23 protein-coding genes and 3 pseudogenes are annotated in these 26,883 nt (G+C 49.8%); 19 read left to right on the top strand and 7 right to left on the bottom strand.

The features are described from left to right. Positions 1-15: 15 nt before the first annotated feature. Complete coding sequence (locus tag RCA23_RS03690; RefSeq protein ID WP_044049155.1) at positions 16-393, bottom strand: MarR family EPS-associated transcriptional regulator; 378 nt, start codon at positions 391-393, stop codon at positions 16-18. A gap of 399 nt (positions 394-792) precedes the next feature. Here RCA23_RS03690 and nusG point away from each other — a divergent pair, with 399 nt between their 5' ends. Next, positions 793-1,305 (top strand): transcription termination/antitermination protein NusG, encoded by a 513-nt coding sequence (gene nusG / locus RCA23_RS03695; RefSeq protein ID WP_044049156.1) that lies wholly within the window; start codon positions 793-795, stop codon positions 1,303-1,305. Between the two features lie 231 nt (positions 1,306-1,536). Here the strand turns inward: nusG and RCA23_RS03700 are convergent, their stop codons facing one another. Continuing rightward, positions 1,537-2,319, bottom strand: coding sequence for an ElyC/SanA/YdcF family protein (locus tag RCA23_RS03700; RefSeq protein WP_044049157.1), 783 nt, complete (start codon positions 2,317-2,319; stop codon positions 1,537-1,539). Continuing rightward, the gene (locus RCA23_RS03705) at positions 2,264-3,433 is read right to left on the bottom strand and encodes a glycosyltransferase family 4 protein (protein WP_081870882.1); all 1,170 of its coding nucleotides are present in this window, start codon (positions 3,431-3,433) and stop codon (positions 2,264-2,266) included. Before RCA23_RS03705 ends, RCA23_RS03700 begins: the two co-directional genes overlap by 56 nt. 1,152 nt (positions 3,434-4,585) lie before the next feature. Here RCA23_RS03705 and RCA23_RS03710 point away from each other — a divergent pair. Together RCA23_RS03710 and RCA23_RS03720 are read left to right on the top strand one after the other, a co-directional pair. Continuing rightward, positions 4,586-5,527 carry an MraY family glycosyltransferase gene (locus tag RCA23_RS03710; RefSeq protein WP_052377010.1) on the top strand — a complete coding sequence of 314 codons (942 nt, stop codon included), beginning with the start codon at positions 4,586-4,588 and terminating at the stop codon, positions 5,525-5,527. Between the two features lie 619 nt (positions 5,528-6,146). After that, positions 6,147-6,638, top strand: a complete 492-nt coding sequence (locus RCA23_RS03720; RefSeq protein ID WP_044049159.1) for a hypothetical protein — start codon at positions 6,147-6,149, stop codon at positions 6,636-6,638. A gap of 402 nt (positions 6,639-7,040) precedes the next feature. Here the strand turns inward: RCA23_RS03720 and RCA23_RS16830 are convergent, their stop codons facing one another. From RCA23_RS16830 to RCA23_RS16715, 3 genes are read right to left on the bottom strand one after another with little or no spacing between them, the layout of a single operon-like run. Next, positions 7,041-7,292: a transposase gene (locus tag RCA23_RS16830; RefSeq protein WP_044049160.1), complete on the bottom strand. Its 252-nt coding sequence runs from the start codon at positions 7,290-7,292 to the stop codon at positions 7,041-7,043. After that, positions 7,210-7,677: a transposase gene (locus tag RCA23_RS16710; RefSeq protein WP_268870336.1), complete on the bottom strand. Its 468-nt coding sequence runs from the start codon at positions 7,675-7,677 to the stop codon at positions 7,210-7,212. Before RCA23_RS16710 ends, RCA23_RS16830 begins: the two co-directional genes overlap by 83 nt. 21 nt (positions 7,678-7,698) lie before the next feature. Further along, complete coding sequence (locus RCA23_RS16715; protein WP_044049161.1) at positions 7,699-8,106, bottom strand: transposase; 408 nt, start codon at positions 8,104-8,106, stop codon at positions 7,699-7,701. Positions 8,107-8,303: 197 nt separating this feature from the next. On the opposite strand from RCA23_RS16715, the gene RCA23_RS03735 reads away from it, so the two are divergent. The 7 genes and pseudogenes from RCA23_RS03735 to RCA23_RS03760 all read left to right on the top strand — a co-directional run bounded on the left by RCA23_RS03735 (position 8,304) and on the right by RCA23_RS03760 (position 14,942). Then, positions 8,304-8,726, top strand: a complete 423-nt coding sequence (locus RCA23_RS03735) for a hypothetical protein (RefSeq protein ID WP_044051253.1) — start codon at positions 8,304-8,306, stop codon at positions 8,724-8,726. 4 nt (positions 8,727-8,730) lie between these two features. Next, a complete protein-coding gene (locus tag RCA23_RS03740) occupies positions 8,731-9,261 on the top strand; it encodes a hypothetical protein (protein ID WP_052377012.1) in 531 nt (176 codons plus the stop codon). A gap of 35 nt (positions 9,262-9,296) precedes the next feature. After that, positions 9,297-9,368, top strand: a pseudogene (locus tag RCA23_RS16965) (IS6 family transposase); the annotation flags it as partial. A 561-nt stretch (positions 9,369-9,929) separates the two neighbouring features. Beyond that, positions 9,930-10,637, top strand: coding sequence for an IS6 family transposase (locus tag RCA23_RS03745; protein WP_044049162.1), 708 nt, complete (start codon positions 9,930-9,932; stop codon positions 10,635-10,637). Between the two features lie 53 nt (positions 10,638-10,690). Beyond that, positions 10,691-11,191, top strand: a pseudogene (locus RCA23_RS03750) (glycosyltransferase); the annotation flags it as partial. Between the two features lie 14 nt (positions 11,192-11,205). Then, the gene (gene glgX, locus RCA23_RS03755; protein WP_081870883.1) at positions 11,206-13,275 is read left to right on the top strand and encodes a glycogen debranching protein GlgX; all 2,070 of its coding nucleotides are present in this window, start codon (positions 11,206-11,208) and stop codon (positions 13,273-13,275) included. A gap of 35 nt (positions 13,276-13,310) precedes the next feature. Beyond that, on the top strand, positions 13,311-14,942 hold the full coding sequence (locus tag RCA23_RS03760; RefSeq protein WP_044049164.1) for an alpha-D-glucose phosphate-specific phosphoglucomutase: 1,632 nt from the start codon (positions 13,311-13,313) through the stop codon (positions 14,940-14,942). A 1-nt stretch (position 14,943) separates the two neighbouring features. Here the strand turns inward: RCA23_RS03760 and RCA23_RS03765 are convergent, their stop codons facing one another. After that, positions 14,944-16,551, bottom strand: coding sequence for an alpha-glucosidase (locus tag RCA23_RS03765; RefSeq protein WP_044049165.1), 1,608 nt, complete (start codon positions 16,549-16,551; stop codon positions 14,944-14,946). Between the two features lie 181 nt (positions 16,552-16,732). On the opposite strand from RCA23_RS03765, the gene RCA23_RS03770 reads away from it, so the two are divergent. The 9 genes and pseudogenes from RCA23_RS03770 to RCA23_RS03805 all read left to right on the top strand — a co-directional run bounded on the left by RCA23_RS03770 (position 16,733) and on the right by RCA23_RS03805 (position 26,879). Further along, positions 16,733-17,431 (top strand): IS6 family transposase, encoded by a 699-nt coding sequence (locus RCA23_RS03770; protein WP_044049166.1) that lies wholly within the window; start codon positions 16,733-16,735, stop codon positions 17,429-17,431. Between the two features lie 78 nt (positions 17,432-17,509). Beyond that, positions 17,510-17,596, top strand: a pseudogene (locus RCA23_RS16720) (IS6 family transposase); the annotation flags it as partial. Between the two features lie 304 nt (positions 17,597-17,900). Then, positions 17,901-19,067, top strand: a complete 1,167-nt coding sequence (locus RCA23_RS03775) for an amidohydrolase (protein WP_044051256.1) — start codon at positions 17,901-17,903, stop codon at positions 19,065-19,067. Positions 19,068-19,562: 495 nt separating this feature from the next. Beyond that, positions 19,563-21,032: an ABC transporter substrate-binding protein gene (locus RCA23_RS03780; RefSeq protein ID WP_236631389.1), complete on the top strand. Its 1,470-nt coding sequence runs from the start codon at positions 19,563-19,565 to the stop codon at positions 21,030-21,032. Positions 21,033-21,043: 11 nt separating this feature from the next. Next, entirely contained in the window at positions 21,044-21,991 is a 948-nt protein-coding gene (locus RCA23_RS03785; protein WP_044049168.1) for an ABC transporter permease subunit, read from the top strand. A 1-nt stretch (position 21,992) separates the two neighbouring features. Further along, a complete protein-coding gene (locus RCA23_RS03790; protein WP_052377014.1) occupies positions 21,993-22,838 on the top strand; it encodes an ABC transporter permease in 846 nt (281 codons plus the stop codon). After that, positions 22,838-24,409, top strand: a complete 1,572-nt coding sequence (locus RCA23_RS03795) for a dipeptide ABC transporter ATP-binding protein (RefSeq protein ID WP_044051258.1) — start codon at positions 22,838-22,840, stop codon at positions 24,407-24,409. The genes RCA23_RS03790 and RCA23_RS03795 overlap by 1 nt, the downstream gene beginning before the upstream one ends. After that, complete coding sequence (locus tag RCA23_RS03800) at positions 24,406-25,428, top strand: P1 family peptidase (RefSeq protein WP_044049169.1); 1,023 nt, start codon at positions 24,406-24,408, stop codon at positions 25,426-25,428. Before RCA23_RS03795 ends, RCA23_RS03800 begins: the two co-directional genes overlap by 4 nt. After that, entirely contained in the window at positions 25,425-26,879 is a 1,455-nt protein-coding gene (locus RCA23_RS03805) for an aldehyde dehydrogenase family protein (protein ID WP_044049170.1), read from the top strand. Before RCA23_RS03800 ends, RCA23_RS03805 begins: the two co-directional genes overlap by 4 nt. Positions 26,880-26,883 lie beyond the last annotated feature (4 nt).

Consider the following 26,883-nt stretch of genomic DNA (forward strand, 5'->3'; position numbering starts at 1 on the left):
TTGTCACTTTTCATTTCAGCAATCCTTCAAGACGGTCTCAAGTTCGGCCATCTCCGTGTCCGACAGGTCCTCACAAACCTCGTCGATTTCAGCCTTTAGACGCTCGTAGTCAGCCATCTTCCGCATTAGAAACCGCGTGGTCAGATCGGCCTTTGCGGCCTTGCCCCTGCGCGTGAGCACGTAGGCATAGCGCCGCTTGTCTTTGGCTGCGGTGACATTTTCCATCTTGAGAAGTCCCTTATCTAAGAGTGCGTTGAGCACATAATGAATACCGCCGGTACTGACGCAAACGGCCTTGGCCAATTCGCGCTGACTCATTTCGGGGTTGTCCTGCAAAAGACGCAGAATCCTGAACTGCACATCTTCACGCAGCTTGTCGCGTTGTGTGGTCATAATTGAAGGGCTCTGTGTCAGGCTGCCGCACGAGGACTGCCTGTGGGGCGCCTCGTGTGATCCGTTTTTCAAGTGTGCCTAAAAAATTGAACTGAATTTTATGCAATGAAGGTCTGTATAGATTTGTACCATCACCAACCGCCTTCATCTGAAAGCAGTTGGATAGAAGTTGATAAAAAAGGATGTGCCCAAATACTATTTAGCATAGGTTACACTGCTAAATGAGTAGACTGTTTCGATTGGGTAAAATTGAAATGTAGTAATTATCTCTTAATATCAGAGCACTAAAAAATTCGATAGATATGTCGGTTCCCAAGACTTCAAATATCTTCAGGAACTTTAACTTGCGTCTACTCAGATTTGAGCGGTATCAGGTCGCAACAACAGACGGGGGACGCGATGACCTATCACGACCGCGGTGAGAGCTGGTTCCTGGCGCAGCTCAAACCAAACTGCGCGCATATTGCTGACCGCAACCTAAGGCGGCAGGGGTTTCGGACTTTCCTGCCGATGGAGGAGGGCTCGCAAAATCGCAAGGGCCGGTTTATCCCGACCCTTCGGCCGATGTTTCCTGGATATGTGTTCGTGTTCTTTGACATCGCGGGTGGGCTCTGGCGAAAGATCTATTCCACATACGGCATTACGCGGCTGGTTAGCTTCGGTAATGAGCCTGCAATGGTGCCATTGGATATCGTAAGCCAGCTTATGCTGCGTTGTGATAGCGCTGGAAAGCTGCTGCCGCCAAAGCTGTTGAAACCCGGTGATCAGGTGCGCATTGCCAGCGGCCCATTCGCGGATTTTGTCGCAACAATCGACGACATTGCCCCGGACCGGCGCGTTTGGGTGCTGATGGAGATCATGGGTGGGCAGACGCGCGTGGCGGTCGGGGCTGATCAGCTGCGGACTGTTTGAGGCTCTAAGCCCAGAAACGCTTTATGCCAACCTGTTTTCTGATGGCAATCATCAGATCTTTCAGATTCGATGAGAAATTTAATCCAATATTGGTTGCGAAGTGTCCTGATCTATAATTCGTGAAGCAGCGGACAATTCTGTCATGTGCAATTTCAATTGAAGCTGAAAGTGCTGGGTTGGTTGAAAGACTACTCCCATCAACCTGCAGTAAGTTCAGAATTGGGGGCTGTCTCATCGCCCGGTCGGCCTGTACGACAATTGTGTAACTTGCTCGCTGATCCCCGTATTCAGGACCTCCAAATTCCGCGTGAGATCCCAGCCGATGCCATCTGTAAACTTCGATGTGCGATAATCGACGGGCCAGGCTATTAGGCCTCCCCATCCGGCGACCTCGAAACTCCGTATAGCGCGCGGCATATGGAAAGCGCTTGTGACCAGCACCCAGGTCTCATCGGCACTTGGGTTGGCGAGTGCCAGGCTTAGGCGTGCGTTTTCAGCTGTGTTGCGGGATAGGCCCTCCAAAAGGAGCCGGTCCCGATCAATGCCTTGGTCCAGAAAAAAGCGCTCTGCTACGGAAGCTTCGGAAACAGCGGCACCGGCGAGGTCGCGCAGCGCTCCGCTACCGCCGGTGAACAGCAGCTGTGCATCTGAAAACCGCTGCGCGAGTGCAACACTAGCGGCAAAGCAATCGCCGCCTTCGTTAAACTGCATCTGGCCCCAATAGGTACTGGCGCGGACATTTTCACCGCCACCAAGCACAATTATGCCATCGACCTGTGACAGAGGTGGGTTTACGGGGTAGGTCAGCTCAATAGGCTGGAGAAGTACGTTGCCCAGCGGCAGGATTGCCAGCGTCACAAGCCCAAAAAGCGTAAGCCCACCGACCCAAAGCGCCAGCCGCCGCCGCTGCGTGATGAGCGCCAGAACCACATTGGCCAGCGCAATAACAATCCACATATCAGGACGCAGAAGCGTACTGATCAGCTTTGAGATGAGTAGGAAAACCGTATCCATTTACACTTACCTTCCCGGGCCTCACAATGCGTGAAATTGCATCACGGTAAGCGTCCACCACGATGCTCTGGTCATATTTTTGTTCCATTTTGGCCCGACCGGATTGCCCCATGGCCTGTTGTGCCTCAGGCGACAGCGACAGAAACCGCTCGATCGCGGCAGCGAGGCTCTCAGCACTGCGTACATCGCAGAGAAAGCCTGAGACATTATGGTCGACTACAGCTCGACATCCCGGAACGTTCGTGCTGATCACGGGGCGGGCCATTGCGGCCGCCTCAATAAGGGTCCTCGGTGCGCCCTCCCGGTATGATGGCAGAAGCACACACGAAGCTGCCGCAATCGCTGGGCGCACGTCCTTGGTTGTACCAAGATATTCCACCACGCCTTCTTTTACCCAAGCATCGACCGTTGCATGATCAATAGCGCTGCGATTTTCCGATCCAGCGGCTCCAAGAAGTTGGAACCGCGCTTTCGGATGGCGCGCCTTGATCTTCTTGGCTGCGTCGATAAATTCCAGAACACCTTTATCGCGCAAAAGCCGGGCGATCATCAAGAAGACAGGCGCGCGATCCACGGGAAGCATCGCTGCGGGCGCAAAGCGGACTAGATCAATGCCCGAGCCAGGCAGCAGTTGGGCCTGATCTAGGCGAACCAAAGAGCGCTTGAGAAACAAGTCACGGTCATCCTTGTTTTGGAGAAATACGGTCGTCAGTGTGCTGAAAGATCGTCGGTACAACTGCTCGGTTATGGTTTGCAGTAGCTTGCTAGACAAAAATGCAGTGCCCAGTCCAGTCACATTTGGTAGAAACGGCACGCCCACTGATCGCGCGGCCTGCGCGCCAAAAACATTATTCTTGATTGTATAGCTCAGTACAACGTCTGGCTCTTCCTCGCGAAATATCCGTTTGAATCTGCACTGAAGTTTCAAATCCTCGAGAGGGTTGAGACCCTTCACGCCCATCGTCAGAGGACGCACATGGCAACCGAGATGCTCAAGGTCGCGCACAGCATCATCCAACGGCGCGAGAACCGTGACCCGGTTGCCGTCAGCCAGCAACGCTTCAACCACGGGTCGCCGAAAATTCCATATGTTCCAGGTGGCGTTCGCCGTCATTATTATGTGCAAGGTATCGCCTTCCTGGAGCGCGTACAAATGTCCCAATCGGCATCATTGCAAACACCCCTAAACAGCTCGAAACTTATTGAAATTACAAACGGTTCATTCATTTGAATATTGCCCTGTCACTCCACGCACCTCTCAACAAAAGGTCAAAAAGTGGATCTATGGCTGTCGTAGATTTGGTAGGCTAGTCGGTCTAAAACCTCTACTGCGCAGAAGAATAGTCCCACGCACAAAAGTATAGAAGCTCCCCTGTTTTGCTTGGCGCATTGGCCCAGCTTAAATATTATGTGCAGCATGCCATCGAGTGTAAGGCATCGCTGTGACCTCTTGGTACGATGTCTGATCGTGGTGAAGGCGGTTTCTATTTTTATTCCAATGCCCTGAATAATGCCTCGTATTTTTTCCTTTCCACCGGAAGTTAAATCATTCGATGAATATGTTGAGGGTTGGGATAATTTTGTAAGTGTCACTACTATTAGGTTGGACGAGCTTAGAGATAATTATCTGTTAGTCATACAATCTTCGTTAATCTCAAGTTTAACCAACCGGATATTATGGCGTAAAAAATATCAGCGCCCTACATCAGGCTAAAGGTAAATTCACAGCCACAAAGAAACGGATGTTTCAAATTAGTACTGGCGGGATGAACCGTGCTTCAGAAAATGCTTGGCAAGACTTTCTTGTCACGAGTTTTGAGCCTTTGTCATGTGAAAAGAACATAAAATCCGCATCCTTTGAGGATGGAGCGGATACAGTAATAGTCTCTTCGCTTATGGTTCAGATGCCTAATGTGGGGTCTGCAATTTTAATTTTTTATACCCACTTCAAGCCCTGAAACCGATTTTCCAGCAATTTTAACTAATTGAAATCGCCCCAGTTTGGCTCTGTACTTTTGTGCTCGAGACTATACTTCTGCACATCGCCGGTGTGAGACCGATTAGTCTATTGGAGTGATATCAAATCGATAATCTGCTCTTTTGACTGATTGGGACGACCTTGTTTAACCATGCCATACCGCCCTCGAATTTGCATGAATATGCCCTGACCTCACTTTCGTTTGGTCTTTGCGTAGGGATAGTCTTTGTGTGCTCGCGGCTTCCGTGGCTCAGCGGTCGGACTTGCGACCTGAGTGCGGTTCAATCAATGCATACACGCCCGACCCCGCGTGTTGGAGGCATAGCGGTTTTCGGCGCCCTTGGCCTGTTCTCCATTTTCGGATTGGGGCCAATTTCAGGGACATACTCTGCCTTCGTTCTTGTTACTTCTCTCCTTTTTTTTGTAGGGCTTGCCGAGGACTTCGGTTTCCACATGTCCCCCCGACGGCGCATGCTAGCCGCGATTAGTTCAAGTTTGTTGACGATTTGGCTTTTCGGCGTTTGGCTGCCTCGGACTGGAATCCCGGTATTGGATCCCTTGATGGAGTATTCGGCTGTTGGCATCCCTCTTACCATTTTGGTTACGGCGGGAATTTCAAACAGCTTTAATCTGATTGATGGGGTGAATGGCTTAGCTTCTCTTACGGCCATCGTCGCAGCTTTGGCGCTAAGCCAAATCGCAGAAATATCCGGCTACTCGACGATGGTTCACCTCCCTATGTTCGTGGCGGCGGGGGTATTCGGGTTTTTCCTCATAAATTATCCGTTTGGTCTAATATTCCTCGGTGATGCTGGTGCCTATACTATTGGATTTGTGCTGAGTTGGTTTGGTATCGCTCTGCTGGTTAATGCGCCAGATGTCTCACCTTGGGCAATTCTGTTAACCTTTTTCTGGCCAGCTGCCGATACGTCGCTTGCTGTCTATCGCCGTTTGCGCAGGAATGCGGATGTTTCGGCACCGGATCGGTTACATGTTCATCAAATAATAATGCGTGGCCTCGAAATATGTGTCTTAGGTCAAAACCGCCGCCAAATTGCAAACCCGCTGACAACGCTGGTTCTGGCGCCTTTCGTCATTACGCCGCCGATCGCGGGGGTCCTGCTCTGGAACCAAAACTGGAATGCATTTTTAGCGGTATTGGCCTTTGGCTTGCTGTTGTTTGTAGGTTACGCAGCTGCGCCCAGCCTAATTCGCCGTTTCCGTCGCTAATCCCTGTGGGCGACCCTGGTCTGCTGGAAGCAAAATTTGGGCAAGGTGTAAGGAAAACATCCTAATATTTCCTAGAAGTGTTCATTTCGAAAATTTTCCTTTTATGAAAATTCGTATTTATGTTGACTATTGATTTTTAATTAATTTGTTAATACCTCCTACAAATCCTTGACGGTTAAAAGGGGTGGCCCTGTGTTTAAAAGTTTACAACTCTCTAAAGCGTTTTGGATCGCAATAAGTATAGCTTATTCTTATTGTTTATTTGTATTGTATGTGTTTTTGATCTCACCGGGAGATGTATTTAACCTCGAGATTGCCACACAATATTATTTTGCTATTAAGCTCACTACTGTTCGTTTGGTGTTTATAGTTTTTGCATTAATTGCGTATCCAGTAATCCTAAGCAGGTTCTTAAAATACGCCAAGTACGTAACAGTGGCATTAACTGCATGGGCTTTCATCATGTACATTGAAGATTACTTCATTTTGTACAGTATGATTGAATATCCCGAAGGGAGTTCAATTGACGTAGTACACTTGCTTCGTCCAATTTTTATCATAAGTCTAATATGGATGTGCTTCGAACTCATATTTATCGCTCAGCCTAGGGAGTGACGGTATGTCACGAAAAAAAATAATTAATATTGAAATCGAGCTTTTATTGCGGGATGCCTCAAATGTTCTGTCCAAAGTAAAAGATCGTCCTGTCCAGTCTTTGACGTTCAAAGTATTACTTGGGGTTATCAATCTATACATACTAATGGGTTTCTTATTGTATCTCTTAGTAAAAGGAAGTCTTGTTGAAGGTATTAATACAGATTTCCTCGATCAAGGATATTTATCTATACTAAATACACGCGCTACTGTGGTGTTGGTGTTTCTGATGATTTTGAATATATCTGCCTATTATAATTATGGATTTAAGTATCTTAGTACAATTCTATTTATTTATATGCTTAATAGCGCAATTGACATTGCTATTCTTTTCTCAGGCTTCTCGCAAATAGCTGAAAGGCCATATTTTTCGGCATTTCAACTGTCTAGGCCTTTGTTCTTAATTTGTCTTATATGGATCGCCATTGTTCATAAAGATCAAATCAAGGATGCTTAATTCTATCAGCGTGTAAGCTATTTAATCAAAGTTTAGGCAGAGCCGCGTCATCAACTCATCGCTAACTATGGCATACTAAAGTACTCTGGGTACCTTGAAGAAGTGAAATTTTGCTGTTGTCAGAGACAACGCCAAAACTAATATCTATGCTGGAGGCAGTACTGCTCTGAATTCATCTTAGGGGAACGGTATTTATAAATTAAAAGCTGCTGAAAAACTCAAAATTACATAATTAACTTTGAGTCTTAAACTACATGAGACCTCAGTATAAGGTCTACTTTTCAGCTTGATATTACCACGTTCCCGACAGACTTCCATTAAAATCAGCTATTTGCGTATTTAAGGGTTAGATATGGATAATTTGGCGTGGTTCATTGCCCCATTTCTGGGTTTTGGCCGCACTTATCCAGCATAATTCGGGTCAGGCAGGCCGTAGAGGGTCAAGAACTTGGCCCCTTTGCGCCGGTTATGCGCGATAGCGGCGATACCGTAAGCGGTCATATTTTTGGCCAGTCCCATAAAACGGGTTCGCGCGAGGCCATAGCGGCTTTTGTAAGTGGCAAAGGGGCGTTCACCGCCAGCACGGATAACGGCGATTGCATCGTTGCGCCTGCTGTCTTGCTCTGAGAGCGGTTGGTTGCGCTTCTCGGGCATGTAATGCCCTGCCAGCCAGAGGGTAGCCCTTACGTTGCACCTGATCTGCAATGCCAAAACGTTCTAACTTATCGCGCGTCTCTTTTGAACTGTAGGCCGCATCCGCATAAAGGACAGTCTCATCACCCAACAAAAGCGTATCGCGCTCTTGGCTGTCGTGTACATTGCCAGCCATTACTGTCTGGCGTTGGATGAAGCCGTCCTCGTCAACACCCGTATGAACCGAGTAGCCATATGTGGATTTTAGAGTGCCGCGGCTATCTTTCTTTACATGCCAGCCTCCATCTGGGTCGCGTTTGGGCTTGCCGTCTTTGCCCTTTCCCGAGCCAGATTGCGCTGCTTCAATCGGGGTTGCATCGATGATGTTAATGCGACCTTCCGTCAAAATGATGTTCTTGGCTTCAAGTTAACGGTTGATCTCTCCCAATAACCGTTCCCACAGATCGTGTTCGACAAGATGGTTGCGGAACCGTCCCAGTGTAGAAGCTTCAGGAACATCGCCGCCTAACTCAAGGTGGCAGAATTTGCGAAACAATAAATCACGATACAAGCATTGAGATAGTTCAACATCAGATAGGCGATACCACACGCCCAACAACAACCCTCGAAACAGGGTCAAAAGCGGGTAGCTTGGACGGCCCGTCTTGGAGGCATAAATCGAGGATAATATCGGTTCTATTTTAGACAAGTCCAAAACCGCTTCCGTGTCGTCAAACGCATGGAGAGCGGGGTGTTCTAAATCACTGCTGGAGACAAAAAGTTCAGCTTGGGTGACAAAAGGTTTCTGCATGAAACAAGGATACCAAATATCCATGCTATTGGGAATCTTCCAGTTATGCTGAGGTCTCGACATATAACTTACTAAGAATTTTGCGGACATTAGGTCCATTTATTAGAGGGGTTGTTGGGGGGAACTACACTCCTGGATAGGTTAGTCTTCTCAAGGATAGCTTAGCTTTTTGATTTAGATTTTGTAGGAGTTAATCTTATTGGATGAAAGGGGAGGAATACATGTTTGAAAGCTTGCAGCTCCCCAAAGCGTTCTGGGTCTCTATAATTATAGGTTATGCCTTTTGTTTATTGTCATTTTTTGTATTGGTAACTGCAACCTTAGACCCTCTTGCTCCCAATCATGTATTAAATAATCATGCTACAACAAAGCTCACTAGTATTCGTTTGGCGATTTTAACGTTTGGTTTGGTTAGCATCTTGTTCACGCTGAAATATTCCTTAACGTACGCTAAGTACGTAACGGTGGCATTAACTGCATGGGCTATAGCCATGTACTTTGATGACCACTTCGTTTTGTACAATATGGTTGAATATCCCGAAGGGGGAGTAATTTCCTTAGTACAGTCCCTGCGTCCAATTCTTATCATAAGTTTAATTTGGATGTGCTTTGAACTCACATTTAGCCCTCACCTTACGGATTGACGGTATGGTAGAGAAGAAAATAACTGATCTTGAAATTGTAGCCATCCTGGAAGCCTTTTCCAAAAGTCAGCCTATAGTAACCGATCGTACTGGTCAGTCATCATCGTTTAGGGCTTTATTCTGTTTTATCAATTTATATGTTTTATTGTTTATAGCTTTGTATTTTATACTGAAAATTAACCAGTTTGCTACACTAGATACAAATTCACTCACCGAAGAGTTCTTAACTGTCTTAGAAGGGAGGGTTTTTGTGCTGTTTTGGCTTTTTGTATCTCTCAACATGACCGCCTATTTTAATGTTGGGTTTAAGGCCGTTTGTCTTATTATTTTAGTTTATATGCTTAACAGTACAATTGATAATACTATTCTTTTTTCGGGCCTAAAAGATTTGCTTGATGAGTTATATTTTTTAGCGTTTATGATCACTATCCCGTTGTGTGTTATTGCCGTAGCGGGGCTCATGATTATTTACAAAGACAATTTCGAGACGTCCAGCCCGCTAACATCTGTGGCAGTGTCAGGCAAAGCTACTTAACGTCGCACGAGCGACGTTAACGCATGATATAATAAAAACACTCTCCATTCTGCTACTTTAAAACCAGCCCTGAAGTCATCCGACTTGCAGTAATGACGTACGTTAGGCACTATAAGATAAAACCACTTGAGACGGGCAGGGCTTCCTTATAGGTAGTTATCGCAACATGATTTGCTGGACGCCTCACAGATTTTGAGGCAGATTGTGAGTGTTGAACAGGGGGATTCTGCACTCTGTGCGTTAGAGTTTAGCACATTTATTAGCACATCATGATAATGCTGTTGTAAGCATATGTTTTTAGATGTTTAAATTATACCGCATTCCATCATAATCCGCGTGTCCGGGGTTCAAGTCCCTGTGCCGCTACCAAACTTCTTCTTAGTTTTGCATATTTTTACAAATCCTTGCGGGGTTTACTGTGGTGAATTGGTTTTTATTGGTCAACCAGAAATTGCCGGATATTTGTGACACGTTGTGACAGTATTGTGACAAAATTAAGTCTTATAAAGCCGAAAATTGATGGGTGGTGCGTTTGCAATTGGCTATATAGCCGACCCCACCCCGGGGGTACCCCCGTTTAAAGGCCGGAAGTTATCGTAAGCTAGTGATACGGCACTGTCAGACAAAACGAGCTTGAGACGGGCAGGGTGGTCTCGTAGCCTCTCCGTATGACAAAACACTCCCCGTTCAGGTACTTTAAAACGAGCCCTGAGATCATCCGCTTGGCTGTGATGCTGTATGTTCGTTTTCCGCTCTCACTCCGTAACGTGGAAGATCTTCTGCACGAACGAGGCATTGAGGTCAGCCACGAAACAGTTCGGTTTTGGTGGAATAGATTTGGTCCGATGTTTGCTGCTGAGATACGAAGAAACCGGGTCAGTAGGATGCGATCTTATTCGAACTGGCAATGGCACTTGGACGAGGTCTTCGTAAAGATAAATGGAGAGACACATTATCTCTGGCGCGCCGTTGATCACGAAGGTGAGGTGCTGGAAAGTTATGTAACCAAGCGCCGAGACCGCAAAGCGGCTTTGAAATTTCTCAGAAAAGCAATGAAGCGCTACGGCGGGCCAGAAGTAGTTGTGACGGACAAACTACGTTCCTATGGCGCTGCAATGAAAGTTGTTGGCAATGCGGATCGGCAGGAAACGGGTCGCTGGGTAAATAATCGGGCTGAGAATTCCCACTTGCCGTTTCGACGACGAGAACGCGCTATGCTCCGCTTTCGACAGATGCGATGTTTGCAAAAGTTCGCTGCCGTCCACTCTTCAGTCCACAACCATTTCAATCAGGAGCGCCACTTCTACTCACGAGACAATTTCAAGATCAATCGAACCGCCGCTCTTGCTGAGTGGCGCCAACTATTGAGCGCATAGATTAAAGCTGCGCCAGCAATCTGATGTGAGTTCTCATTAGTCTGACAGCACCGTTGGATGCATTACCTGCGTTGTTAGATAATGGCGGTCAGTTGGCTCTTTTGGGATCCGGTGATCCTGCGCTCGAAGTTGCATTGTTAAAAGCTGCCGCAAAACATCAAAACCTGTCTGTCAAAATCGGATATGATGAAAAGCTGTCGCATCAGATGATGGCAGGTGGTGATGCAATCCTAGTGCCGTCACGTTTTGAACCATGTGGCCTGACCCAACTTTATGGTTTGCGCTATGGTACTGTGCCGTTGGTAGCGTTGACGGGTGGATTGGCGGATACGGTGATTAATGCATCTCCCGCTGCTATGGTGCGAAAAGTTGCGACCGGCATCCAGTTTTTTCCAATCAATGCACATGCCTTTGCTAATGCGTTTAATCGGTTGCTGACGCTGTATTCCGATAAAGATGTATGGCGCTCCATTCAACGCAATGCGATGAAGCAACCGGTAGGATGGGAAGCAGCCGCCCAAACATACAAAGATTTGTATGAATCTGTACTTTAGTCACCATAGGCAACATGACAGTTTCTAATATCCTTGCAGGAAAGGCATCCCCATTGGGTGCCACCCTAGACCCCGATGGGGTGAACTTTGCCGTGTTTTCGCGCCATGCCACAACCGTAACTTTGTGCCTATTCGATAACGCGGGGATCGAGGTTCGCCAGATTGCTTTGCCTGAAAGACAAGGTCATGTCTGGCATGGTTACATCCCCGGACTTAGAAAGGGGCAGCAGTACGGTTTCCGGATGGACGGCCCGTATAAGCCAGAGCAAGGTCACAGGTTCAATCATAACAAACTGCTGATTGATCCCTATGCTAAGCAACTGACCGGGCACCCCACGTGGAATGATGCGTTGTTCAGTTATCAACCGGGCCACAAGAACAAAGACCTCAGTTTCAACAAACAGGACAGTGGACCATATATGCCGCGTAGCGTAGTTGTTGATCCGTATTTCGATTGGGGGACAGTGACGGCCCCGGGTCATCATTTGAAAGACACCATAGTTTACGAGGCTCATGTCAAAGGGTTGACCGCAGGGCATCCACGGATTCCAAATCCTGGAACCTATGCGGCCATGGCGTCTGATCCAATGTTGGAACACCTGAACAAATTGGGAATTACGGCGGTGGAGCTGTTGCCTGTTCAGGCTTTCATGAACGACAAGTTTTTACTGGATCGAGGGCTCACGAATTACTGGGGGTACATGACTTACGGCTTTTTTGCCCCTGACCCGCGTTACATGAAGGGGGGCGATATTGCTGAGTTTCAGCAAATGGTCCGCCGTTTTCATTCTGCTGATATCGAAGTCATTCTGGACGTCGTTTACAACCATACTGCCGAAGGGTCCGAACTGGGTCCGACGCTGATGTTCCGTGGTTTGGACAATGCCAGCTATTACCGCCTACACGAAAACCCGCGCTACTATACTGATGATTCCGGTTGCGGGAACACGCTGGATTTTGAAAACCCGTTTGTCATCCGTCTTGTGATGGACAGCTTGCGGTACTGGGTCGAAGTCATGAAGGTCGATGGTTTCCGGTTTGATTTGTGTTCCACCCTGGGACGCACCGCACGCGGGTTTGAACGCGATGGCCCGTTTTTTCGTGCCATCGGGCAGGACCCTGTGCTCAACAAGGTCAAGTTGATTGCTGAACCGTGGGACATTGGTCCGGGCGGGTATCAATTGGGGGCCTATCCGTCGCCGTTTTTGGAATGGAATGATAAATACCGCGACGACACCCGAGAATTTTGGCGCAGGGGCAGTGGTACGTTTACGCGTATGGCTGAACGTTTGGTAGGATCTGCACCCTATTTTGACCATGATGGGCGGCGCGCGAACAGTTCATTGAACTTTGTGACTGCTCACGATGGATTCACGCTGCAAGATACGGTCAGCTATAATAGCAAACATAATCTGGCCAACGGCGAAGACAACCGCGATGGCCATTCCAACAACCAGTCGGACAATATGGGCGTTGAAGGACCGACTGATGATCCCGCCATCCGTGCGGCCCGTCAACAGCGCAAGCGAAACCTGATCACGACACTTATGCTGTCGCAAGGCACGCCGATGATCTTGGCCGGTGACGAGTTGGGGAATTCGCAGCAGGGTAACAATAATGCCTATTGCCAGGACAATGAAATCGGCTGGGTTGATTGGTCGGGCATCGACAAAGATTTTTTGGAGTTCTGCCAGCAGGCTATTGTTTTACGCAAGTCACACCCGATCCTGCGCCAGACGCGGTTCCTGCATTCACGTCAACGCAAATATGATGGAGAATCCGATCTGTTCTGGCGACGCGCTGATGGAAAACTAATGCAGCAATCAGATTGGGACAATTCTGATCTAGGAACTTTGATTGCGGAACTCCGCACCGCTGCAGGATCGCCGACTTACGTAAATCGCCAACGTGCATTGCTGGTCGTTCTGAACCGTGGCCCTGCGGTTGAAGTGATCCTGCCGGGTTTGCGTGAAGGGGATATCTGGACGCGTAGTTTTGATACTGCGCACAATCAGTCCTTAGACGGCACGTATATTGATGCGGACAGCGTTGTCGTGTTTACCAATGAGGCCGACGCCATATAAAGCAAAATTCACCCTTGACCAACGGAGATTACACCATGCCAATGCAAACTGTTCGAACGACACCCATTGAAGGTCAGAAACCCGGAACTAGTGGATTGCGTAAAAAGACGGCGGTGTTCCGATTGCCTCATTTTCTGGAAAATTATGTTCAATCAATTTTTGATGGAATAGGTGGGATCGAAGGAAAGACGTTGGTCGTGGGCGGTGATGGTCGCTTCTTTAACGACGATGCGATCCAGATCATTTTGCGGATGGCATCGGCCAATGGGGCCGTTCGGTGTATTGTTGGGCAAGACGGCATCCTTTCTACACCCGCGGCGTCTCATTTGATCCGCCTGCTGGAATCTGACGGTGGGCTAATCCTATCGGCCAGTCACAATCCTGGCGGGCCAAACGCAGACTTCGGGTTAAAGTATAATGGCAAAAATGGCGGACCAGCGTCGGAGGCCATAACGGACAAGATTTTCGCCCGAACCCAAACGATAGATTGTTACAAGATCGTCGCCGCGGACAATATCGACCTGTCAACGCTTGGCACGCTTCATATCGAAGGCATGGCGGTGGACATCGTCGACCCTGTTTCCGATTATGCAGCCTTGATGGAAACGATTTTTGATTTCGATAAAATTCGCGCGTTGTTCGCGGGTGGGTTTACCATGTGCTTTGATGCAATGCATGCCGTCACTGGACCTTATGCGCATACTATTCTGGAAGACATGTTGGGGGCAGACAAAGGAACTGTAATCAATGGTTTGCCTCGTTCTGATTTCGGCAACGGTCATCCTGATCCCAACCCAATTTGGGCAAAGGAACTGATGGACACAATGTATAGTGGGGCTGCCCCAGATTTTGGGGCAGCGTCCGATGGGGATGGCGATCGCAATATGATCGTGGGACCTGGCACCTATATTACACCGTCTGATAGCTTGGCACTGTTGACTTTCAAGGCGCATTTGGCCCCTGCTTATCGAGCCGGGTTATCGGGCGTGGCGCGATCCATGCCCACATCGCGCGCTGTAGATCGTGTGGCCGAAGGGCTAGGCATTCCCTGTTTTGAAACACCCACCGGTTGGAAATTTTTTGGAAATCTGTTAGATGCAGGCAAGGTCACACTGTGTGGCGAAGAAAGTGCAGGCACCGGGTCTGATCACGTTCGTGAAAAAGACGGGCTGTGGGCTGTGCTACTTTGGCTGAATATTTTGGCAGAAACAAAGACATCTGTGGCCGGTTTGATGACGGATTTGTGGGCGACGTACGGACGTTGTTATTATTCCCGTTTGGATTATGAAAATGTGGATAGCGATAAAGCCACGCAGTTATTCGGCTCTCTGCGAGCAAAACTTGACGGTTTATCGGGTCAAAACTTTGGTGACCTTGAAGTCGAAAATGCAGACGAGTTTGAATATTTGGATCCTGTGGACGGATCAACGTCAGCCGGCCAAGGCTTTCGCGTTTCATTTATCGGGCAGTCGCGCGCGGTGTTCCGTCTGTCTGGTACCGGAACCAGTGGTGCCACAATCCGCATTTATCTGGAACAGCTGCAAACGGATGCAAATCACCTGGATGATGATCCGACGCAGGTGCTGCACCCGGTTCGGGATGCAGCTTTGGAACTGTCAGATCTGGCGGCAATCACCGGCCGCACGAAACCCGATGTGATAACGTGACCTAAATAACCGCCATGTCACTGTGGGTCAGATAAGCAAACCCGTTGCCATCCAAAGTTAGGATGGAACTATCGATGGATGCGCTTGACCCACAGATGATATTAGCCGCACCAATCAAGGAAATGGTGTGCTTGTCTTTGGACAGGTTGAAGACACAGGTGATATGTTCAGCACCCTGCGTACGGGTGAATGCCAACAAGGGTTCCGCCAACGCGATAAAACGCGTCGAACCATGCGAGAGAACAGAGCTGTTTTTGCGAAACGCAATCATGGATTTGTAGAATGCCATAATCCCGTCATCGGGTTGTTGTTTAACTGCATTTGCGGTTTGCGGTGGCTTTACCGGCAACCATGGAACGCTATCCGAAAACCCGGCATTCGCGGCGTTCGCGTCCCAAACCATCGGTGTGCGGCATCCGTCACGCCCTTTGACAGCTGGCCAATACCTAATGGCGGGGGGGTCGGTCAGTTCTTCGAACACCAATTCAGTCTCGGTCTGCCCAAGCTCTTCGCCCTGATAGATTCCAATTGTACCTTCGAACGACATCAACATTGCGCAGGCTAGACGTGCCATCGCGTCTTCGGAAACGGAATAACCTCCCCAACGGGACACATGCCGTGGCACATCATGGTTGCTAAACGACCAATAGGGATGACCGTCGGGTGCGCCTTCTTGAAAACCTTCGATGCAATTGCGGAAATGCTCAGCGTTGAAATCGGGCCCCAACATCGCAAAGCTGTAGGCCATGTGCAGACGGTCGGTACCTTGCGTGTATTCGCCCATAATCTCGATTGATCGTCGTCCCATTTCACCAACTTCGCCGACCATCATGATATCTTCGTACTGATCGGTCAGCGCACGCAGGCGTTCCAAAAAGTTTAAATTCTCGGGGCGTGTTTTATTGTAGATATTGTTTTGCATCCCGTACAAATCCGTCGCCATGACCTGAGGTGCTGCCTGTGCAGGTGGGTTGGACCGTAGTTTCTCATCGTGGAAATAGTAGTTTACGGTGTCTAATCTGAAGCCGTCCAATCCACGATCCAACCAAAACTTACAGGTGTCCAGAATGGCATCCACTACATCGGGGTTGTGAAAATTCAGATCAGGCTGTGAGGCAAGGAAATTATGCAAATAATATTGTCCCCGCTGCGGATCAAATTCCCAAGCTGGACCACCGAAATGGCTGTGCCAGTTTGTAGGGGGTGAACCATCTGGCTGCGGATCAGCCCAAACGTACCAGTCCGCTCTGTCATTTTGGCGGCTCCGACGAGATTGTTTGAACCAGGCATGCTGTTCTGACGTATGTGATAGGACCTGATCAACAATCACCTTCAACCCATGTGCATGGGCACCGGTAATCAGTTTGTCAAATGCCGCCAAATCTCCGAACAACGGATCGACAGACAAGTAGTCGGATACATCGTACCCCATATCCGCTTGAGGGGATGCAAAGATTGGCGATAGCCAAATGCAATCCACACCTAGGTTGGCAATATGGTCCAACCGATGAGTGATACCCGCAAGATCACCTATCCCGTTTCCAGTGCTATCCTGATACGAACGGGGGTAAACTTGATATATAACGGCGCTGCGCCACCATTCTTCCATTAGTAATTCCTTCTATTTTCTCTTTTATAAATAAAATATTCTTTAGGGTACATGGATCAATTTTGCTGTCTTGAGCCTCCCCATCTGAACTGGTCCAGCGCTATGTTTAGGAAACGGAGGACCGATAATGGCATTGTCAGACAAACTTGACGGTTTTGCGGTTGATCCCTATTTTTGGTAAATGACAGTACATAATCCATTCAAATATTTCAAAACGTCTCCCAAAATCATCCGATTGGCGGTTATGTATTACATACGTTACCCGCTGAGTTTTCGTCAGGTAGAAGACATCTTGCATGAACGCGGCGTCGATATCTGTCACGAAACAGTTCGGTTTTGGGTTGAACGTTTTGGGTCAAAGTTCGCGGGAGAAATCCGTAAGAATAGGGCAGGGCACCACTCAAACTGGCAATGGCGCCTGGATGAAGTCTTTGTGAAAATAAATGGAGAACGCTTTTACTTGTGGCGCGCCGTTGATCACGAAGGCGAAGTTCTTGAATGTTACGTCACGAGGCGACGCAACAAGGCTGCAGCGAAGAAGTTCCTCATAAAAGCAATGCGTAAACACGGCTCACCTAAGATCATCACAACGGATAAGTTACCATCTTACGGTGCCGCTTTTCGTGAAATTGGCGTTGCGGATAGACAGCTTTGTGGAGGCCGGTCCAACAACAGATGCGAAAATTCGCACCTGCCATTTCGACGACGAGAACGAGCGATGCAGAAGTTTAAAAGTTGTGCAATGCTTCAGAAATTTACCAGTTATCACGCCCAGATATACAACCACTTCAATCACGAAAGACATCTCGAAAACAGACAGACTTATAAGCAAAAACGCACAACCGCTCTCACAGAGTGGTTCAATTTCTGTGCCGCATGATGATTGACTTGAGGTGCCTTTTTCGGGTGTTCAAGTTTGTCTGACAACACCGAGCGGGCTGTTTCGTAGCCGCTCCCTATGACAAAACACTCTCTATTCAGGTACTTTAAAACAAGCCCTGAGATCATCCGCTTGGCTGTGGCCCTTGGTGTTCGTTTTCCACTTTAGCTTCGTTAAAGCGAATAACCTTGGTCTATGGCGTTTAGGGATTAAAAACCCTCGCAATTCACCTCAATCACGCCGCTACGCTCGTTTAGTGGCGCCAATTATTGAGCGCATAGATTCAGGCAGCGCCAATACTTCGATGCGAGTTCTCATTCGTCTGACAGCACCCTTTTTTTATCATATTCTTGCACAATTATTATAGCAAAAGGCAAGGGTTGTAGTTTTGCTCTTTCACAAACTTAGTTTGCTGTTACCTTAGATGGCAGCTGAACTGATTTTTATTGTTGGGCCGATGGAGAAAATGGTGGCAATTTTAAATCGCTTTTCCGAAATGTTTGAGGAAATATCGACTTGGCGCCGTGATCTGCATGCGCATCCAGAGCTACGCTTTGAAGAGTATCGTACGGCAGCTTTCGTTGCCTCCAAACTCAAAGAATTTGGAGTTGATGAAATAGTGACCGGTTTTGGTGGAACGGGTGTAGTTGGAGTAATCCATGGTCAAAATAATACTTCTGGGCGTTCCATAGGATTTCGCGCTGATATGGATGCCTTGCCCATTCAAGAAGTCAATGATTTGCCACACGCGTCAACCATACCGGGAAAAATGCATGCCTGTGGTCATGACGGGCATACCTCTATGCTGCTAGGCGCTGCAAAATATTTGGCAGAAACCCGCAATTTCGACGGTAAGATTGTGCTAGCATTCCAGCCTGCGGAGGAGGGTGGTGGTGGCGCTCGTGCAATGATTGATGCTGGACTAATGGATAAGTGGAACGTCGAAGAAATTTATGGAATGCATAATATGCCGGGACTTCCTATTGGTGAATTTGCTGTGCGTACAGGTCCGCAAATGGCCTGTCCTGATAAATTTGAAATAATTGTACATGGAAAAGGTGGGCATGGCGCAATGCCGCATAAAAGTGTGGACAGCACATTAGTAGCGGCACAGATCGTGGTTGCGCTTCAGTCGATTGCATCTCGCAATATTAATCCTTTGGAAAATATCGTGGTATCTGTTTGCGGTTTTCGTACCGAAACTGATACATATAATGTTATACCCAACACAGTTCGTTTACGTGGCACTGTAAGAACCTTTGAGAAAGATGTTCAGAGCTTCGTACGCGCTCGGATAGATGCTCTGACAAAGTCTACAGCAGATGGTTACGGTGCTGTGGCAGAGGTAACTCACATGTCTGGTCCGCCACCATTGGTAAATCATGAGCGCCAAGCGGATTTTGCGGCGGAAATAGCTCTGTCTGTTTGTGGGGTAGCACACCGCAATTTTGAACCATCGATGGGTGGAGAGGATTTTTCTGAAATGTTACTTGAGCGGCCTGGAGCATATTTATTCGTTGGAAACGGAGACAGCGCTGATCTCCATAATCCATCTTATGAATTTAACGACGATGTAATCCCGGTTGGCTGCAGTTGGTTTGTAACTATGGCCGAACGCCGTATGCCATTGTCCTGAAAAGGAACTGTCATCATGAACTTGGTTGAGTACGTGCCTGACAGCATCAGACGTAGGCTTACGGCAAAACGAAAGTCCAGTCCAAATGGCGTTCCAGTTAGAGGTTAGGATTGCGATACAGACATAGATCTGTCTGCTAATCACGCCTCAATTTCAAGCTGAACCTTGTCGCTCCACCAAAGTGGCGCCAATTGTTGAACACGTACATTTATGTTATGCTTACAATTTGATGCGTGGTCTTATTTTTCTGACAGCACCCCGAATGATCCTGTTTTTGGTCAAAACGACGACAGTAGGCCCGGAGTCAAATGCAAGTTGGGTCAAGTTTTCCATTGCAGGATGATACCGTAGAGCTACGGTATTGCCACAGTAGTTGAAAAAAGTACACTGAGATGAGCCTTAAGACAGCTCTTCTGAGCATAAGCGCTTAGGCCAAGAAATTTAACGAAGGCCGCTAAAACGTAGGCCAGGAAAAACATGACGGGGAACCAAACAATGAAATCAATCTTGCTATCAAGCGCTGCGCTGCTCATCGCAACGTCAGCCTATGCGGCGAAAACAGATGTAACCATTGGTCTACAGCTTGAACCACCGCATCTGGATCCAACATCTGCTGCTGCAGGCGCTATTGACCAAGTGGTCTACTCAAACATCTTCGAAGGGCTGACACGCTTCGGGTCAGATGGCGCTGTTCTTCCAGGTCTGGCGAAAAGCTGGGACATTTCTGAAGATGGCACAGTCTACACCTTTAAGCTGCATAGCGGCGTTACGTTCCATGATGGAACATCATTCGAAGCGAGCGACGTCGTCTTCTCATTGGACCGTGCACGCGCAGAGGATTCCACCAATGCCCAAAAAGCACTGTTTAATGGTATCGAAAGCGTAGAAGCCGTTGACGCGACCACGGTGAAGGTCACGCTTTCCGCGCCACAGGGTAACTTCTTATTCAATATGGCTTGGGGCGATGCTGTGATCGTTGCGCCAGAAAGCATTGCAGACATCAAAAACAACCCGGTGGGAACAGGCGCGTTCAAGTTCTCAGAATGGCGTCAGGGCGACAGCATCTCTTTGGTCCGCAACGATAGCTATTGGGGAACACCTGCCGCACTGGAAAGCGCAACGTTTAAGTACATTTCAGAACCGACCGCTGCATTTGCGGCCGTGATGGCCGAAGATGTTGACGCATTCTACAGCTATCCAGCACCAGAGAACCTGGCCCAATTCGAAGCTGATCCTCGCTTTACCGTTTTGTCAGGCAACACCGAGGGTGAAACCATACTTGCGATCAACAACAAATTGGAGCCATTCGATGACGTCCGTGTACGCAGAGCCGTGTCCATGGCGATTGACCGTCAGGCAATCATCGATGGCGCAATGTTTGGCTACGGCACGCCAATCGGAACGCACTTTGCGCCGCATAACCCAGACTACGTTGATCTGACTGGCAACGCGCTGTTTGATCCGGAAGCGGCCAAGGCGCTGTTGGCTGAGGCAGGTTATCCAGATGGTTTCACGACGACGTTGAAATTGCCACCGCCCTCATATGCACGCCGTGGCGGTGAGATCATCGCAGCCCAGTTGCGCGAGATTGGCATCGAGACGGAAATTTCAAACCTCGAATGGGCACAGTGGTTGGAGCAGGCGTTCCGTGGGTATGACTTTGGCCTAACCATCGTAAGCCATACAGAACCGATGGATATTGGAATCTATGCGCGTCCAGAATACTATTTTCAGTATGACAACGCGGAATTTCAAGATCTGATCGAAGCATTGGGTGTTGAAAATGATCCTGCAACACGCTCTGAATTGTTGAGGCAGGCGCAAACCATCATCTCTGAGGATTACGTGAATGGCTACCTGTTCCAGCTGGCCCTGACCTCTGTCGTAAATGCCAAACTCACTGGCATTTGGGAAGACGCGCCAACGCAGGCCATTGACCTGACTGCGGTTTCTTGGTCCGATTGATCTGCGTCTAAATGCTCACGTATGTAACGAAACGACTAGGTTCGCTGTGCCTCTCACTGATCGTGGCGAGCCTGGTCATCTTTGCCTGCATTGAAATTGTTCCTGGTGATCCAGCTAGTTTCATGTTGGGCATTAATGCGCAGCCTGACACCATTCAGGCCCTGCGGGTGGAACTGGGGCTCGATCAATCGCTGGCTCAACGGTATCTAGGTTGGGTTGGTGGTCTCCTTGGTGGCGACATGGGCACGTCCTACACCTACCGTACACCGGTGTCTGACATTGTGTCGGACAGGTTGCAGGTGTCGCTGCCGCTGGCATTGTATGCATTGATGCTTACGGTTGTTGTCGCGTTCCCGGTTGGGATTTTGGCGGCGGCCCGCAGAGGATCAGTCACTGACATTACCGTAATGGGTGCGACGCAGTTAGGCGTCGCAATACCCAATTTCTGGTTTGCGATCCTGATGGTCATTCTGTTTGCCATCAATCTACGTTGGTTTTCAGCCGGTGGGTTCCCGGGCTGGGATGCAGGCATTTTCCCAGCGATGAAAGCCCTGACCTTGCCTGCGATTGCGTTGGCTTTGCCGCAGGCTTCGATCTTGTCCCGCGTGATGCGATCATCGTTGTTGGACACACTTTCAGAAGACTACATGCGCACAGCCCGCGCCAAGGGGCTAACACGTCGGCAAGTGTTGTGGCGCCACGCGCTGCGCAACGCAATGATCCCAGTTTTGACGATCATTGGCCTTCAATTTTCATTCCTGCTCGCCGGTGCAATTATTATCGAAAACGTTTTCTTTTTGCCTGGTCTCGGGCGGCTAGTGTTTCAGGCCATCACGCAACGCGATCTTATTGTTGTTGAAAGCGTTGTCATGCTGCTGGTCTTTGCAGTCATTCTGGTGAACTTCTTTGTTGATATCGCCTATGCGTGGGTCGATCCACGCCTAAGGGTTCGGAGCTAATATGACCGAGAACGGCTTCCTTCACAGTGCACTACGCTCACGCAACATGGTGATCGGCCTTGGGTTGACTGCGGTCTTTGTCATTGGCACGCTTGTTTCACTGATTTGGACGCCGCATGACGTCACTGCGCTGGAAATCGGAAACAAGCTGCAAACACCCTCGGCCGCACATTGGTTTGGCACGGATCATTTCGGGCGAGACACGTTCTCGATGATCATGGTGGGGGCTCAAACCTCTATCGCGGTGGCATTTATTGCGGTCGGGATTGGAATGGGCTTGGGCGTGCCGCTCGGGCTTGCCGCTGCTGCGCGCCATGGCGGTTGGCTGGACGAAATCATCATGCGGGGCAACGATCTGGTTTTTGCATTTCCGTCGTTGTTGATAGCTATCATGATCACTGCGATTTTTGGGCCATCGGCTGTGAACGCGATCATCGCCATTGGTATTTTTAACATACCCGTATTTGCCCGACTCAGCCGTGCCGCGGCATTGCCGCTTTGGCAGCGTGACTTTATCTTATCTGCGCGAGTGGCCGGCAAAGGACAGCCCAGAATTTCGGCGGAACACATTTTGCCGAACATCACCAACCTTCTGATCGTTCAAGGGACTATTCAATTCTCTCTCGGCATTCTGGCCGAAGCGGGGCTAAGCTATGTGGGCCTTGGCGCGCAACCACCAATCCCGAGCTGGGGGCGCATGCTGGCCGAAAGCCAGACCCTGATCTACACATCACCACATCTCGCGTTTTTCCCCGGCTTCGCAATCCTACTCACTGTCCTTGGCTTAAACCTTGCAGGTGACGGCTTGCGTGATCTGCTTGATCCCAAGATTCGGAGGGCGCGATGATGAGCATCCTACGTATCCAAGATTTGAATTTATCCATCAATGGAACGTCAATCCTTGAAGCCGTGTCAATTGAGATTTCACCGGGCCAGGTCTGTGGAATAATCGGTGAAAGTGGTTCAGGCAAATCGCTTACTGCGTTCTCTGTGATGCAACTTTTACCAGACGGTGCAACATCTCGTGGCACGATTGAGCTGGATGGCTTGAACGTCTTGGACGCTGACGAAGCATCGCTTTGCGCCATGCGAGGGAAAAGCGTTGGCATGGTATTCCAAGAGCCGATGACCGCGTTAAACCCTTTGCAAACGATTGGCCAGCAAGTGGCTGAAACGATCCGTATTCATGAACGCGTCACAAAGTCTGAGGCGCTGAAACGCGCGGCCGAGACGCTAGAACGGTGCGAACTGCCGCAAGATAAGTTCCCTTTGACGCGTTACCCGCACGAGTTGTCAGGCGGGCAGCGACAACGGGTGGTGATCGCAATGGCCATCGCATTGCGCCCAAAACTGCTGATCGCGGATGAGCCTACAACAGCGTTAGACGTGACCACACAGGCCGAAATTTTAGTGCTGTTGAAACAGCTGGTAAAAAAGGATGGCATGGGGTTGATGCTCATAACCCATGATCTGGCGGTTGTGACGGACATTGCGGACACCATCGTCATTATGAACAAAGGCAAGGTTGTCGAACGCGGCATGGCCAAGACGCTGTTTCAGACAATGCAACATCCCTACACCAAGGCACTGTTTGCGGCCTCTGCCCACCGACCAGAACGTGGTACGACGCATGAAGACAACGTTCTGCTTTCCGTGCAAAACGCCATTCGCGACTACCCATTACCCCGCAAAACACCCTTTGGAAAACCGGGCGTGTTTCGGGCGGTTGATCAAGTGAGTTTTCAGATCAAACGCGGCGAATGCCTTGGTCTTGTCGGGGAAAGCGGGTGCGGCAAGTCAACGCTGACACGCGCGATTTTGGGACTAGAAGACCTGCAAGGCGGCGAAGTTCTAATCGCAGGTGAGAGCGTGCACCATTCCGCTGAGGCGCGGCGCAAAATGCAAGTCGTCTTTCAAGACCCCTACGGGTCCTTCAACCCACGCCACAAAGTGGGTCGACTGATCGCCGAACCCTTCTTTAGCCTTGGCCGCAAAGCAATGCCGGATGAGATCGCAGAGGCACTCGTGTCGGTCGGCCTAACCGCTGCGGATCAGTTTAAATTCATTCACGAATTCTCAGGTGGTCAGCGTCAACGAATTGCGATCGCGCGGGCCTTGATCGTCAAACCGGAACTTATCATTTTGGACGAAGCTGTGTCTGCTTTGGATGTTTCCGTTCGGGCGCAAATACTTGACTTATTGACTGAAATTTCCAAAAGTCTTGGGCTTACCTACTTGTTCATCACGCATGACCTGACCGTTGTAAAAGCAATCGCTGATCGGGTAATGGTCATGAAGTCAGGGCAGATCATCGAAGAGGGTGTAACCGCAAACGTCTTTGCCGCGCCCCAACAAGACTATACCCGCAAGCTAATCGCATCAGCCCCGCACCTGCCCGAACTTGAGGTGGTACCATGAAACCTGGGCCAAGAAACCTTTTGACCGACGTGACCGGCCTTTTGGTGGGCAACGCAGAGGATCAAGATCTGAAATCTGGCGTGACGGTTGTAACGAGTGATGTACCCTTCGTCGCAAGTGTGCATGTTATGGGCGGCGCACCGGGCACGCGCGAAACGGATCTTTTGGCACCGGATAAAACCGTCGCTGGCATTGATGCCTTGGTGCTGTCAGGTGGGTCCGCCTTTGGTTTGGCCGCCTGTGATGGGGTTGTGGACGGTTTGCGGCGCGCGAAACGCGGGTTCCCCGTGGGACCAGTGACCGTACCGATTGTTCCCGGTGCCATTCTCTTTGATATGGTCAATGGTGGGAACAAAGGTTGGGCCGACAACCCCTATCCGAAACTCGGGCGGGCTGCCTTGGACGCAGCCGGAGTGGACTTCAATCTTGGGTCCACAGGGGTTGGAACCGGTGCGTTGGACAGCTGTTTTAAGGGTGGTCTGGGATCTGCTTCTGTGATGTTGGACAGCGGACGGACCGTTGCGGCCTTGATGGCTGTTAATCCTGTTGGGTCGGTCACAACACCAGGTGGCAATCATTTCTGGGCCGCGCCACATGAGATGGGCGATGAATTTGGTGGCGTTGGTCCCGACCCAAGAAGCAATCTGGTCACCCCAGATCCAAGCCAAAAAATGGCGATGATCGCAGCAGTGGGTCAAGACCGAGCCAACACGACAATCGGGGTCATTGCCACCGATGCCGCACTCACCAAAGCACAGTGTCACCGACTAGCGGTGGCCGCGCATGACGGAATTGCACGCGCCATACAACCGGCACATTCACCCTTTGACGGCGACTTGCTGTTTGCGGTTTCCACTGGTGCTGGTCTGGTCGTGGATGATATGGCGTTGTTTGAACTTGGCCATGCGGCATCTGTCTGCGTCGCCCGGGCCATCGCGCGCGGGGTTTTTGAAGCGACGCCTCGGCCCGGTGATGTGTTGCCCACTTGGAATGATAGAAAGAGGAAAGCCCAAAGATGATCGAAATGCCGAATGGGATTGCGCCAGATCAGTGCCTCATTGGTGGCCAGTGGCGGCCGCCTGCGGGGGGAGAATACCTCGACCTGCTCAACCCGTCTGATGGATCAACACTCTGCGCTATTGCGCGCGGAACGTCTGCGGACGTCGACGCAGCTGTGGATTCAGCAAAGGCTGCATTGAACGGTGATTGGGGGGCGGCCACGGCGGTGGAGCGTGGACGCATCCTCACTAAAATCGGCCAGTATGTCCTGAAGCATGTCGATCTATTGGCGACACTTGAGGCGCAGGACGTTGGTAAACCCCTGACGCAGGCGCGCAACGATGCTATCGCCTTGGCGCGCTATTTGGAATTTTACGGTGGAGCAGCCGACAAGGTTCATGGTCAGACCATCCCATATATGGAGGGATACACCGTCTATACCCTGCGCGAGCCGCATGGGGTTACGGGCCATATCGTCCCTTGGAACTATCCAATGCAGATCATCGGCCGATCTGTTGGCGCGGCGTTGGCCATGGGTAACGCCTGCGTTTTGAAACCCGCGGAGGAGGCATGCCTGACAGCACTCGCTTTTGCCGAAATTGCGCGCGACGCGGGTTTGCCTGATGGTGCACTAAACGTTGTTTCGGGGCTTGGTGCAGAGGCAGGCGCAGCGCTCTCAACGCACAAAGATGTCCATCATATTTCCTTCACGGGCTCCGTCGGTGTTGGAAAGCTTATCCAGAAAGCGGCCGCAGAAAACATCGTACCAGTCACGCTCGAACTTGGCGGGAAATCACCGCAGGTCGTTTTCGCAGACGCAGATTTGGACGCGGCCCTGCCATTCCTTGTCAACGCAGGTATCCAGAACGCCGGGCAAACGTGCTCTGCATCTTCGCGGATACTGGTTCAAGACAGCCTGTTGGACGAAGTCACAACCAGAATGACCGAGGCCTATGGAGCCCTAATTGCAGCGCCAGCGTTAGAAGACAAACATGTTGGGCCTTTGGTGTCCCATCGCCAAAAGGCTATCGTTAATAGCTTCCTAGAGAAGGGTGCCGATCTCACTATCGCGGCACAGGGCGTGATTTCAGACAGCGCGCCTGATACAGGGGCCTATGTGGCGCCCACACTTTTTGCGGATGTCGCGCCCGACCATAGCCTCGCGCAGGATGAAATCTTCGGTCCGGTTCAGGTTATCATTCCGTTCAAGGACGAAAACGAGTCCATCGCAATCGCAAACGGAACCGACTACGGGCTTGTCGCCTCTTGCTGGAGCCGTGATGGCGCGCGTCAGATGCGTATGGCGAAAAAGCTGCGCGCGGGGCAGGTCTTTGTAAACAACTACGGCGCGGGTGGCGGCGTTGAACTCCCCTTCGGTGGATCTGGCCATTCAGGGCATGGGCGCGAAAAAGGGTTCGAGGCGCTCTTTAGTTTCTCGACGGTCAAAACAGTTGCCACTTATCACGGTTAGGACA

Origin of the sequence: Planktomarina temperata RCA23, assembly GCF_000738435.1 — a bacterium.
GTDB classification, from domain to species: Bacteria; Pseudomonadota; Alphaproteobacteria; order Rhodobacterales; family Rhodobacteraceae; genus Planktomarina; species Planktomarina temperata.